The organism is Rhodoferax sp. LS1R11, from assembly GCF_056521395.1.
In genome coordinates, this window is record NZ_JBWMAW010000002.1 from 129378 (window position 1) to 142312 (window position 12935).

The window sequence follows — 12935 nt, forward strand, 5'->3', positions numbered from 1 at the left end:
ATTAATTCAATAGCACCAGTTCTTCGGCAATCCGGCCTCGGGCAGCATGCCGTACAGCGGCTCACCGGGTAGCCCGGAGATGAGCGAGGCCCGCGCCGCGATCAACGTCACGAGGTCCACCCCCGTGGCCACCCCCATGGCTTCGAACATGAAGACCAGGTCTTCCGTGACCACATTGCCCGAAGCCCCCGGCGCATACGGACAGCCCCCCAGGCCGCCGAGCGAGGCGTCAAACGTGCGCACGCCCACGTCATAAGCCGCCAGGCAGTTGGCCAGGCCCAGGCCGCGTGTGTTGTGCATGTGGGCGGAGCCGATCTTGTTGCCAATGGCGGCGCGCACTTTGCCAAACAGGCGCCGCACCTGCGCCGGGTTGGCCATGCCGGTGGTGTCGCTCAGGCCCAATTCATCGACCCCGGCGGCAACCAGTTCTGTGACCAACCAGACCACGTCGTCCTCCGGCACGGCGCCCTGCAAGGTGCAGCCAAAGGCGGTGGACAGCCCGACCTCGACCGCCACGTGGGGGGCCGTGTCGGCGCGCAGGCGGCAAATGGCGCGCACCTCCTGCACCATGTCTTCGCGCGTTTTGCGCACATTGGCCAGCGAGTGCGTGGCGCTGGCCGAGACGGGAATGGTGATCTTGTGCACCCCCGCTTGCAAGGCCCGCTCGGCACCGCGCAGGTTGGGCACCAGCGCCATGACGGTGACGCCCGCATGTTGCAGCGCGTGGCGCACCACCTCGGCGGTGTCGGCCATCTGCGGCATCCGCTGCGGCGGCACAAACGAGCCCACCTCGATCTCTCGCAGGCCGCTGGCCACCAGCGCGTCCACCCAGCGCAGCTTGTGCGCCGTGGGCATGACCGCCTGGACGGACTGCAGGCCGTCGCGTGGGCCGACCTCGCTGATGAGGACCTCTGGCCGGTCATTCAAGCGGTTCACGGGCGGTCTGGCCTGTGTGAAATTACTGCGGCACCACGCCCGCCTTTTTCACCAGCTTGGCGTACTTCACCATCTCGGTCTTGAAATGCGCCAGTGCAAACTCCGGCGTGGAGATGTTGATGGTGTTGCCCTGCTTGGCCATGGACTCCTTGACCTCGGGCGTTGAGAACGCCGCGACAAACGCCGCGTTGATGCGCTTGACCTGCTCAGGCGGCAAGCCCTTGGGGCCGACCACGGCAATCCAGCCTTCCACCATGTAGCCGGGGTAGCCCTGCTCGGTGGAAGTGGGAATGTCCGGGGCGGCCGGAATGCGGGCCGGGGCAGACACGCAAATGGCCCGCATGGTGCCGGCTTTGATGTGCGCCTGTGCCGAGGGCAGCGCCATCACACCCATGTCCACCTGGCCGGTGATGATGTCGGAGACCATCGGTGCCACGCCGCGGTAGGGGATGTGGGTGACAAACGTCTGGGTCACGTCCTTGAACATCTCGGGTGCCAGGTGCAGGATGGTGCCGTTGCCGCTGGAGGCGTAGTTGTACTTGCCGGGGTTGGCCTTGAACAGGGCGACCAGCTCCTTCATGTTTTTGGCCGGCACCTTGGGGTTGACCACCAGCACCAGCGGTGTGGCACCCACGATGGCAATCGGCGTGATGTCGGCCACCGGGTCAAACGGCACGGACTTGAGCACGCTGGGGTAGATCACGTGGTTGTTGGACACCATGCTGAGGGTCAACCCGTCGGGTGCCGACTTGATCATGGCCGCGGTGCCGACCACGCCGCCCGCGCCGGGCTGGTTCTCGATCACCACCGGCTGGCCCAAGGCCTTGCTGATGGCGTTTTGTGACGCACGGGCAATGCCGTCCACACCCGAGCCGGGCGACACCGGCAGGATGAACTTGACGACCTTGTCACTGGTCTGCGCCCGCAGCGTGGCTGGTGCGCCGAAAGCTGCCACGCTGGCCGCCACCGCGCTCAGACGGGCCAGGGTTTGACGGCGGGACAAAAGGGAGTTTCGAGTAGTCATGGTTGTCTCTTTGTGGATCAAAAAATACCGGCCCGGCGGGCCTCAGGCCACGGCCGCCTGGGTCTGCAGGGATTCTATTTGGGCCGCGTCGTAGCCCAGCCCGGCCAGCAACTCGGTGGTGTGCTGCCCCTTGGTGGGCGGTTGCAGGCGCACGCCCAGGCGCTGGCCGTCCATGGTGAACGGGAACAGCGTGGTCTGCGCGGTGTGCCCGGCGCGCTCGCCATCGGGCAGTGTGATGTCAGCCAGACCGCCGGTGGCCAGCAGGTGCTCGTCATCAAACAGCTCTTCGGGGCGGCGAATGGGGGCAAACGGCAGGCCCGCTTTTTCGAACAGCGCCGCCAGCTCGGCTGCGCTGCGCAGCGCCAGTCGCTCGCGCAACACGGGCATGAGCGCGGGGCGGGCCTGCACGCGCTGGTTGTTGGTGGCGTACTGCGGCAGGGCGTGCAGGTCGGCAAACCCCAGGGCGTCACAAAACGTGGCCCACTGCGCATCACTGACCGCGGCCAGAAAAATCTGCTCACCGTCTTTGACCGTGAACACGTCGTACACCGCCCACGCCGAGATGCGGTCGGGCATGGGCGCGGCGGGTTGACCAGTGATGGCGTACTGCAGCATGTGCTGGCCAACCAGAAACACATTGTTCTCGAACAGCGCGCTTTGAATCTCCTGGCCTTTGCCAGTGATGCCGCGCTGGATCAGCGCGCCCAGCACGCCAATGGCGCCGAACATGCCGCCCATGATGTCGTTCACGCTGGTGCCCGCGCGCAACGGGTCGCCGGGACGCCCGGTCATGTAGGCCAGGCCGCCCATCATCTGCACCACCTCGTCCAGCGCCACGCGGTGGTCATAAGGGCCGGGCAAAAAGCCTTTGTGGCTGACGTAAATCAGGCGCTCATTCACCTGGGACAGGGCGGCGTAGTCGAGCCCGTACTTGCCCATGGTGCCGGGCTTGAAGTTCTCGGCCACCACGTCGGCGCTGGCCGCGAGTTTGCGCGCCACCTCGGCCCCGGCCGCACTGTGCAGGTCAATGGCAATGCTTTTCTTGTTGCGGTTGAACATGGGAAAGAACCCGGCGCCCGCGCCCAGCAGGTGGCGGGTGCGGTCGCCGTCAATGGGCTCGACCTTGATGACCTCGGCGCCCATGTCAGCCAGCACCATGCCGCAGGTCGGGCCCATGACCATGTGGGTGAATTCAACAACGCGCAGGCCGGTGAGCGGCAATGGGCGGGGAGTGTCAGGGCTTGGGTTCATGAGGGGTCTGAATTTATGGAAAAACGGGCTGTAGCGCACGTGGAACGTGCGGGAGTAGCTACTATTTTTATAGCAACTCAATTGGCATATTGACTCTTACGTCTGCTGGCTCATGCCCGATAGAGAAGCTATTGCTCTATTCCTTGCGCTGGCGGGAGTTCAAATACGAATGTTTGGTAATCACTCGTCCTTTTGTTCCAAATATGCATGATGAAACGCCATAAGTTGATGAGGTTGCTTGAGATGGAGAACGTCTTTGATCTGTTTGAGCGTCGAAATGGCCCGCTCAATTACTTCCCCGGATTCATACTTCGGATCGATCTCAATCCAGTTGTCGCCGTGACCACGCTTGTGCTTTACGGCATTCTTTGCCTCATTCAAGAGATCGGCCACTGCTTTATTGTTATCTTGGCCTTCGGCGTCTGGCCACATTGGCGCCATAGCCACTATTGCTTCCTTGGTGCTGTCGTAGCATGGAACTAAGGCCACGCCACGGGCATAAACCGATAGCAGTTCCTCTGCAGCACCGGCGAGGTGGAGTGCTGCGAAGTAAGAGTCACCTTGGAGATACAAAGAGATCGCCCGGTTCAATAGTTCAAGCGCGACCTGGTGCTTGGGTATGCGCAGTAAAGCCACTTGTGATTCCTAAAGACATGAAGGGTTAGGTGTCATCTCTCGCCTTCAGAACACGGGTGATGCGCCCCTCAAATCCAGCCTTTGTACCGTCATCAAGACCATACGAGATCGCAATGCGACACACTTCTACGGCCTCGTCGTACCTACGATCCTCGTTCAACAGGGTCGCGAACTTCTGGAAAGTTGTGACGCGAGGCAGGACTCCACCGCACACTCGCTTCAGTGCAGGGGCGATGCTTGCGAACTCCTTTACATGGAGCGCCGCATGCTGAATACAGAGTTCGCGCATGTACACGTGTGCTCGTTGCCTGTAGGTTTCCCCGACGATCCCTTGGAGTAAAAAATGGCGTTCGACTTTGTTCGTCTGCGTTGTGACGGTAGCTAGCATCGTCTTTAGATCACCCGATGTCCAAGCTAGAAAGGCCCGATCAACTGGCGTTGGCTGACCGTTTCTAATCGTGTACATACCCCCCAAAGTTCGGTCGCGCAGCGACGGCTCCGACGCTGATTGATCGACTGGCAGCGACTCCTTGGCAAAGAGACGTTTAATCAGTGAAAACAAGATCGTCTCATTTGGAGCTTAACGAATGAAAGAGCCGTCCCCGGCCGAGCACGCCGAGTGGCGCAGCGATTGTTCGGCAAAGTAAGTAGGTGACACGATGGGGCGTAGATTCTTGTCATCAACGTAACTGAAAGAGTAATACTGACGAATAACCGTTGGATTTGATCATTCCGAAAATGCCTTTATCGTGTCCGGCATTGATGCGATTGATATCTCCGACACACAACATTTGGAGCGAAGCTGCATCCTGATGTTGTGTGCTCCCGCAGGCTTGCCTGTCAGGCTGGCTGTGGCTGTACGGCTTGATCTTGAGACTCCATAAATGACCGTCGAAATGCCATTGGGTTCGAAATTCCAGGAATCGGCGCCTGTGGATTGCCAGCACCTGAGACGATGAGAGTCCCGTAGTTGAATATACGTCCGAGAATGCCTTGATTCACTTGAATGCTCTCAACTTTGCTGATGTTCAGTTCGATAGTTTTTCTACTGATAAAGCCAAATTTTGCGATCACTCGCTTATTGGTGAATGCCATTTCAGTTGTTTTGTACCGAATGAATGCAATGATCCAAAGGATCAGACCCAGACCAAAAACGGCCAAGCCGATAAAACCGAAGAAGATCAATGGTGCAAGCGACCAGAGACTGACATGTCCCGTGTAAATAACTTTCTCGTCTTTGATGAGTGCGTCTTCGATATAACTTGCCATTTTTCTTCCCTTTTTAATAGTAGCGGTTTAAAGGCACCGCCATAAGCCTCATTAAGGTATCGAGCAAACCCTGCTCGATATGACAGAAATGCAATCATCTTCAGAATGGCTTAAAACTTGGATTCTTGTTGTTTGATTTAAGTTATGTGCAGTTACAAAAATCTCGACAAATCCTGCAAGTCGACTGATCGATTCTAGGCTTCGAAAGGCTAATTTATAAATCGGGGGAAGGTGTTTTGAAAGGCTGCTTCCACTGCATGGCTGCTGCTCGCCATCCCTATCGCGAACCGAAAATATCAAATCGAACCTCTAACATGGATTCCCCGCATTCCAGCAACCCAAGAGATCACCCACCAAAGCGCTTTAGGCTAATTTCTAAACGAAATTGACTGTAGCGCACGTGGAACGTGCGGGAGTAGCTATTATTTTTATAGCAATCAAGAGATTGCCGCCCGACGGGCCTGCAGCGCCTCAAACGACATCAGCTCGCCCGCCAGGGCGCTGGCCATCACCGTGGGCGGGCTGGCGAGCCAGACCTGGCCGGGGCCGGAGCGGCCGGGAAAGTTGCGGTTGATGGCGCTCACGGTCACTTGGTGGGCGTCAATGGACGAGCCCGGTCCGCAGTTGGCACAGGCGCCGCACGAGGGCTGCAAGATCTGCGCGCCGACAGCGGCAAAGGTGGTGTCGTAGCCTCGCGCCAGCGCCCAGGCCAGCACGGCGTGGTAGTGGTCAAAGTCCTCGCGCTTGCCCGCCGTGCAGGAGCCGCCGTAAGCGATGTCCACCTTCACGCACTGGTTCAGCGCGCTCAAAGGCAGGCCGTTGCCGGGGTCCCCAGGCGACGCCACCACGGGCGACAGGGTGGCGCAGTCCAGCGTGAGGTGACCGCCGTACACGGCCCCCGCGTCGCTGCACATCCAGGGCTCGATCTGAAACGCAAGCCCGCGGCGTTCGCGCAAAAAGGCTTGTGTCTGCGCATCCGGCGCCACGATGCCCGTGAGCCCGCCAAGTTCGGCCGTCATGTTGGTGAGCGTGGCGCGCTCGTCAATGCCCAGTTGCGCCACGGCCGTGCCGCCAAACTCAAACACCTTGCCCACGCCCAGCCCGGCCTTGATGGCGGGCAGCGCCAGCAGGTGCAGCACGATGTCTTTGGCGGTGATGCCTGGTGCCAGCGGCCCGTGCAGCTCAATGCGCAAGGACTCCGGCACCGTCATGCGCACGGCGCCGGTAACAAAGGCATTGGCCATGTCGGTGGTGCCCACGCCAAAGGCGACGCAGCCCAGGGCGCCGCTGTGCGGCGTGTGCGAGTCGGTGCCCACCACCACCTGGCCGGGCAGCGCGTAGTGTTCGGCCATCATGGCGTGGCTGATACCGGCCACGTTGGCAACCACATTGGCGGTGTCTTCCTGCGCGGCTTCGACTTCAGCGTCCGTCAGGGTGCGGTGAAAGCGCAGGCCGTAGTCCGCCACAAAATCGCGCTGCGCCTGGCACATGGCCAGCACATTGGGCACCAGACCACCGGCCACGTGGGCCGGGCTGCTGGCCACATACGAGGTGTGGTCCTCAAACACCACGATGCGGCCCGGGTCACGCAGCGCCAGCGGTTTGCCAAACGTGGTGTGCAGCATGTGGGCGCACATGCCGGTGTAGTACTCGTGGATGAAGCGCCAGTCGGCGCGCACAAACATGCCGGTCCCGGCGGCGGGAACACTCGCGGGATCACTTGCGGGCAAGGGCGGGGCGTCGGCCAGGGTGACGTCCAGCGCGTGGCGTGCGATGATTTTCTCGAACAGGGTTTGCGCCGCGGCGGGGGCAGCGGCATCCGGTGTGCGCGTGCGCACGGCGCCCATGTGCAACTGGCCAAAGCGCAGCAGGCCACCGCTTTTCAATATCGTGGCCGCCAGCGTATCGCGCCCGGCCACCAGTTCGTCCACCGCAATCGCCTCGCCGCGCTGGATGCGCTCCACCAGCCCGAAATCGGTCGAGGTAAAGAGGCCGATGTTGTCCGCGTTCTGCCGGTACAGCCGCTCAAAACTCTGCGCAATGACCAGGCGCACGCCCGCCAGTTTTTCGGCCGCCGGGCTGTGCTCACGCGAGGAGCCCTTGCCGTAACGCCCCCCGCCACCACCACGCTGAAGCCCCCATCCCGGATGGCATTCACACCCATCGGGTTCTGGCCTTCGGTCCGAAACCCGGTGTACGGGTAGCGCCCCAGCTTGTCGTCATAGTGGCTCAGGATCGCCACCGGCGTGATCTCGTCGGTGGAGATGTCGTCCCGCAGGGCGCCCGCGCTGGCCAGCGTCAGGTCCTGCCCCTGCAATTGCGCCGTCACCAGCGCGGGGTTGCCGCACAAAAACAGCAGGCGACCCGGCAAGCTCAGAGGCGTGTCATTTATTTTCATGACCCGCATTGTGAAGGCTATGCAAAAACCGCCCTGCTTTACTTGACTTTACCGTTTTGGACGCATCCGGAGCCGGTCGCGCCCGCCGGAATCGCCACAATAGAACGCGACCTGTCCAAAGTACAGCCAATCAAAAAAAGTACCCTGATTCCATGCGTATCGACCTCCTCACCCACCCCTTGTCGTTTGCCACCACGCCGCCGCGCGCCGCCCCCGCGTGTGAACTGAGCGTGGTGGTGCCGGTGTACAACGAAGTCGCGGTCATTGCACTGTTCCATGAGCGTTTGACCCGGGTGCTGGCAGACTGCCCCGATACGCATGAAATTCTTTATGTGGACGACGGCAGCACCGACGGCTCCCCCCAGGTGCTTGAAGCTCTGCGCCTGGCCAACCCGCAAGTGGGCGTTGCCCGGCTGAGCCGTAATTTTGGCAAGGAACGCGCCATGACCGCCGGCCTGGAGTTGGTCCGGGGCAACGCCGTGATCATCCTGGACGTGGACCTGCAGGACCCGCCAGAATTCATCCCCAGCATGCTGGAGGCCTGGCGTGCGGGTGCCGACGTGGTCAACATGCGCCGCACCGGGCGCGAGGGCGAAACCGCCGTCAAAAAGGTCACCGCGCACTTCTTCTACCGCATCATCAACCGGCTGAGCGATGTGGCCATCCCCAGCGACGTGGGGGATTTCCGGCTCTTCAGCCGCCGCGCGGTAGACGCGCTGAACCGCCTGCCCGAGTCCAACCGCTTCATGAAGGGCCTGTTTGCTTGGATTGGTTTCCGCCAGGTCACGCTGGACTACCAACGCAAGGCGCGTGCGGCGGGCGTCAGCAAGTGGCCGTACTGGAAGCTGTGGAACTTTGCGCTCGAAGGCGTCACCTCGTTTTCAACGGTGCCGCTGCGCATTGCGTCCTACGTGGGCTTTTTGAGTGCGCTGGGCGCGTTTCTGTACGCGCTTTATTTTCTGGTCAAAACCTACATTTGGGGGGACACTGTCAAAGGCTTTCCCACGCTGGTTGAATTTGTGCTTTTGCTGGGCGGCCTGCAGCTGATGGCCATTGGCATCATGGGCGAGTATGTAGGTCGCCTGTACCTGGAGTCCAAACGCCGACCCATCTACCTGCTGGACTCCTTCCTGCCAGCCACCCTGAGCCCCACCGAGGAAACATGACGAGCCAGAACCCGCCCTCCGACGCTGCATCCCAGGCCCCCGTCTGGTGGGTGCTGGGCGTGTTGCTGGTCTTGCGTCTGGCCAGCCTGGGCCTGTACCCCCTGATGGACAACACCGAGGCGCGCTACGCCGAGATGGCCCGCGTGATGGTGGCGATAGGCGACTGGGTCACGCCCTGGTACGACACCCAGGTGCCGTTCTGGGGCAAGCCCCCCCTGTCGTTCTGGACCACCGCGGCGAGTTTTGAGGTGTTGGGCGTCCATGAATTTGCAGCGCGCCTGCCCCACTTTCTGGCGGCCTTGCTGGTGCTCTGGCTGGTATGGGGCTGGGCGCGGCGGCATTCACCGCAGCAGGGACTGGCCGCCCTCGCGCTGCTGGCGGGCAGCAGCCTGATGCTGGTGTGCGCAGGTGCCGTGATGACCGACATGACGCTGCTCGTGGGCACCACGCTGGCCATGCGCGGCTTCTGGCTGGGCTTGTACGGCAGCACCACCGAGCGGCGGCGCGAGCGCTGGCTGTTTTTTGTGGGCCTCGCCGTCGGCCTGCTGGCCAAAGGACCGCTGGTGCTGGTGCTGGCCGGGCTGCCCTTGCTGCTGTGGACGCTGGTCCACCGGCGCTGGCGGGCGGTGTGGCGCGCCCTGCCCTGGCTCTGGGGCAGCTTGCTGACCCTGCTGCTGGTGCTGCCCTGGTACGCCCTGGCCGAGATGCGCACCCCCGGTTTTCTGGACTATTTTTTGCTCGGTGAGCACTGGCACCGGTTTGTCACACCGGGCTGGACCGGTGACCGCTATGGCGTGGCCCACGCCGCACGCTGGGGCACCATCTGGGTCTACGCCGGGGTCGCGGTGCTGCCCTGGCCCCTGCTGCTGCCACTGGCTTTGTGGCGTTGGCGCAAGGACCCGTCGGCGCTTCCAACCGAGTTGGCCCAACCGGTCACCAAAACGCCGCTGCGGCTGTACCTCATCTTGTGGAGCCTGACGCCCCTGGTTTTTTTCACCTTCGCCGGCAATATTTTGTGGACCTACATGCTACCCAGCCTGCCGCCGTTGGCGCTGCTGGGGGCGCGCTGGCTGTCCCGGCAGCCCGTGGGCACCCGGCGCGTCAACCAATGGCTGCTGGGCGGCTTGGTGGCCAGCGCCCTGTGTTTTGCCGGTTTTGTAGGCACGCTATATATGAAGCAAAACGACGATTGGCACACCACCCGCGAGCTGGTGGCGCACCACGCCACGCTCGCAGCAGGCCCGAGCGAGTTGTTTTTTTACCCGGCACGCCCCTACTCGGCCGCGTTCTACAGCAGGGGCAGCGCGCAGCAGATCACCCAACTGGCCGATCTGCAGGCACGCGCCGCTTCTTCACCCGCCTATGTGGCCATCCATAACCCGGCGCTGGCGGGTTTGCCTGCCGCCCTGCAGTCGCAGTTGCCGCTCGTGGCCCGGCATGGTGAGTACACCTTGTTTTTGATGGGCACGGGCACGGTCAGCCCGCAAGCGCCCTGACTCAATTACCCGCCTATTTGTCACAGATAAACAGATTTATTGAAAGTTAATCCCCGGCGGAGTATCGAATAAAGTAGAGGCATGACTGAAAAGTGTACGTCCGCATGACCTTGCTGCGCTCCAAAGCGCTCAGACGCCTGCGCCAGACACCGGGCTGCGACGCCCCTGCTCCCGTTTTTATCTCTGCTTTTTATTGAAGGATTTTCTCCATGACTGACACCACCGCACGCACTGCCAGCCACCGACTCCAGGTGGCCACCAACCTGTACCGTTTTATCGAAGACCAGGTACTGCCCGGCACCGGCGTGACGCCTGCGAAATTCTGGAAAGGCTTTGACGCCGTGGTGGCCGACCTGGCGCCCAAAAACATCGCCCTGCTGGCCGAGCGTGACCGCCTGCAAACCGAGCTGGACACCTGGCACACCGCCCACCCCGGCCCGGTGCAAGACATGCCCGCGTACCGCGCATTCCTGGAGGAAATCGGCTACATCGTGCCCAACCCCAAGAAGGTGAAGATCACCACCGCCAAGGTGGACGCCGAGCTGGCCGTGCAGGCCGGCCCGCAGTTGGTGGTGCCCGTGCTCAACGCCCGCTACGCCCTGAACGCCGCCAACGCCCGTTGGGGTTCGCTCTATGACGCGCTGTATGGCACCGACGTCCTGTCGGAGGCCGATGGCTGCGAAAAAGGCAAGAGCTACAACCCCAAGCGTGGCGCCAAGGTCATCGAATACGCGCGCAACGTGCTCGACCGCGCCGTGCCGCTGCGCAAGGGCTCGCATGTGGACGCAGTCAGCTACCGCATTCGTGACGAAAAACTGGTGATCAAACTGGCCGATGGCAGCAACACCAGCCTGAAAGACCCCGCGCAACTGATTGGTTTCCAGGGCGTCAACAAAGACCCGTCCAGTGTGCTGTTTTTGCACAACGGCCTGCACCTCGACCTGCAAATCAACCGTGCCACCGCCATTGGCGCCAGCGACCCCGCCGGTGTCAGCGACCTGGTGTTAGAGGCCGCACTAAGCACCATCCTTGACCTGGAAGACTCGGTCGCCGTGGTCGATGCCGACGACAAAGTGCTGGCCTACAGCAACTGGCTCGGCATCCTGCAAGGCACGCTGACCGAAGAAGTGGTCAAAGGCGACAAAGTCTTCACCCGTGGCCTGAACCCGGACCGCGTCTACACCGGCATCAAAACCAAAAAGGTCAAATTGCACGGCCGCTCGCTCATGTTTGTGCGCAACGTCGGCCACCTGATGACCAACCCGGCCATTCTCTACACCGACAAGGCCGGCGTGACCCGTGAAATCCCCGAAGGCATTCTGGACGCCGTGGTCACCACCACCATTGCCATGCACGACCTGAAGCGCACCGCCAGGGACGCCATCCGCAACTCACGCCAGGGCTCGGTTTACATCGTCAAACCCAAAATGCACGGCCCGTTTGAGGTGGCGTTTGCCGCGGAACTGTTCACCCGCGTTGAAAAAATGCTGGGTCTGGCTGACAGCACTGTCAAGCTCGGCATCATGGACGAAGAACGCCGCACCAGCGTCAACCTGAAAGCCTGTATCGAAGCCGCCAGCAGCCGCGTTGCCTTCATCAACACCGGCTTTTTGGACCGCACCGGCGACGAAATGCACACCGCCATGCAAGCGGGTCCCATGATCCGCAAGGGCGACATGAAAACCAGCGCCTGGATTGCCGCCTACGAGCGCAGCAACGTGCTGGTCGGGTTAAGCTGCGGCCTGCGCGGCAAGGCGCAAATCGGCAAGGGCATGTGGGCCATGCCCGACCTGATGGCCGCCATGCTGGAGCAAAAAATTGCCCACCCCAAGGCCGGTGCCAACACCGCCTGGGTGCCCAGCCCCACCGGTGCCACGCTGCATGCGCTGCACTACCACCAGGTGCTGGTCAGCGACATCCAGAAGGAGCTGGAAAAGATCGACTTCAACAAGGAGCGCGACACCCTGCTCACCGGCTTGCTGACCGTGCCCGTCACCGCCACCCCCAACTGGACCGCGACCGAGAAGCAGCAGGAACTGGACAACAACGCCCAGGGCATTCTGGGTTACGTGGTGCGCTGGGTCGACCAGGGCGTGGGCTGCTCCAAGGTGCCCGACATCCACAACGTGGGCCTGATGGAAGACCGCGCCACCCTGCGCATCTCCAGCCAGCACATGGCCAACTGGCTGCACCATGGCGTGGTGACCGAAGCGCAGATCACCGAAACTTTCCAGCGCATGGCCGCCGTGGTGGACAAGCAAAACGCCGGTGACCCGCTGTACAAAAACATGGCGGGCAACTTTGAGACGTCGATGGCTTACAAGGCGGCTTGTGATTTGGTGTTCAAAGGCCTGGCACAGCCCAGCGGCTACACCGAGCCCTTGTTGCATGCGTGGCGACTGAAGGTGAAGGCGGCAGCGGTCTGAAGAACGCTACTTAATTAATAGCTGCTTGCGCACGGTGGACGTGGGCTAGCGGCTGATTTGATACATAACTTCGTGAAAACGGCACCTGCGGGTGCCGTTTTTACTTCCAAGCGGCAACAACCGGTAAAAAGCTGGTTGTTTATCCAGCAAAAGATAATGACGCAACCCGCAAGTCATTGAAAATAAACAACTTTTCTTGTTTCTTTATTTCATTATCTTGGGCCAAAGATAATGAAATGAAGAAACCTGGGCACCAAGCGGTGCAGTCAATCAGCTCGCCAAAAGCACTTCCACATGCAGCCCATCCAGGCGCCACTGCCCCAACTGCTCGGC

Annotated in this window: 9 protein-coding genes and 1 pseudogene; 3 read left to right on the top strand and 7 right to left on the bottom strand. The window is 61.5% G+C overall.

Features of this window, described 5'->3' with window-relative positions; all coding sequences use genetic code 11:
* Positions 1 to 6 precede the first annotated feature (6 nt).
* The 7 genes and pseudogenes from AC097N_RS03330 to AC097N_RS03360 form a co-directional block, all read right to left on the bottom strand.
* The gene (locus tag AC097N_RS03330) at positions 7 to 936 is read right to left on the bottom strand and encodes a hydroxymethylglutaryl-CoA lyase (protein WP_479579324.1); all 930 of its coding nucleotides are present in this window, start codon (positions 934 to 936) and stop codon (positions 7 to 9) included.
* A gap of 22 nt (positions 937 to 958) precedes the next feature.
* Complete coding sequence (locus AC097N_RS03335; protein WP_479579325.1) at positions 959 to 1960, bottom strand: Bug family tripartite tricarboxylate transporter substrate binding protein; 1002 nt, start codon at positions 1958 to 1960, stop codon at positions 959 to 961.
* Between the two features lie 42 nt (positions 1961 to 2002).
* A complete protein-coding gene (locus AC097N_RS03340) occupies positions 2003 to 3211 on the bottom strand; it encodes a CaiB/BaiF CoA transferase family protein (protein WP_479579326.1) in 1209 nt (402 codons plus the stop codon).
* A 180-nt stretch (positions 3212 to 3391) separates the two neighbouring features.
* Complete coding sequence (locus tag AC097N_RS03345; protein ID WP_479579327.1) at positions 3392 to 3847, bottom strand: hypothetical protein; 456 nt, start codon at positions 3845 to 3847, stop codon at positions 3392 to 3394.
* Between the two features lie 25 nt (positions 3848 to 3872).
* A complete protein-coding gene (locus AC097N_RS03350) occupies positions 3873 to 4409 on the bottom strand; it encodes a hypothetical protein (RefSeq protein WP_479579328.1) in 537 nt (178 codons plus the stop codon).
* A 278-nt stretch (positions 4410 to 4687) separates the two neighbouring features.
* Positions 4688 to 5116 (bottom strand): PH domain-containing protein, encoded by a 429-nt coding sequence (locus AC097N_RS03355; RefSeq protein WP_479579329.1) that lies wholly within the window; start codon positions 5114 to 5116, stop codon positions 4688 to 4690.
* 437 nt (positions 5117 to 5553) lie between these two features.
* Positions 5554 to 7514, bottom strand: a pseudogene (locus AC097N_RS03360) (aconitase family protein).
* Between the two features lie 152 nt (positions 7515 to 7666).
* On the opposite strand from AC097N_RS03360, the gene AC097N_RS03365 reads away from it, so the two are divergent.
* The 3 genes from AC097N_RS03365 to AC097N_RS03375 all read left to right on the top strand — a co-directional run bounded on the left by AC097N_RS03365 (position 7667) and on the right by AC097N_RS03375 (position 12602).
* On the top strand, positions 7667 to 8680 hold the full coding sequence (locus AC097N_RS03365; protein ID WP_479579330.1) for a glycosyltransferase family 2 protein: 1014 nt from the start codon (positions 7667 to 7669) through the stop codon (positions 8678 to 8680).
* Positions 8677 to 10176, top strand: coding sequence for an ArnT family glycosyltransferase (locus tag AC097N_RS03370; protein WP_479579331.1), 1500 nt, complete (start codon positions 8677 to 8679; stop codon positions 10174 to 10176). Before AC097N_RS03365 ends, AC097N_RS03370 begins: the two co-directional genes overlap by 4 nt.
* Before the next feature lie 209 nt (positions 10177 to 10385).
* Positions 10386 to 12602 carry a malate synthase G gene (locus AC097N_RS03375; protein WP_479579332.1) on the top strand — a complete coding sequence of 739 codons (2217 nt, stop codon included), beginning with the start codon at positions 10386 to 10388 and terminating at the stop codon, positions 12600 to 12602.
* Positions 12603 to 12935: the final 333 nt, after the last annotated feature.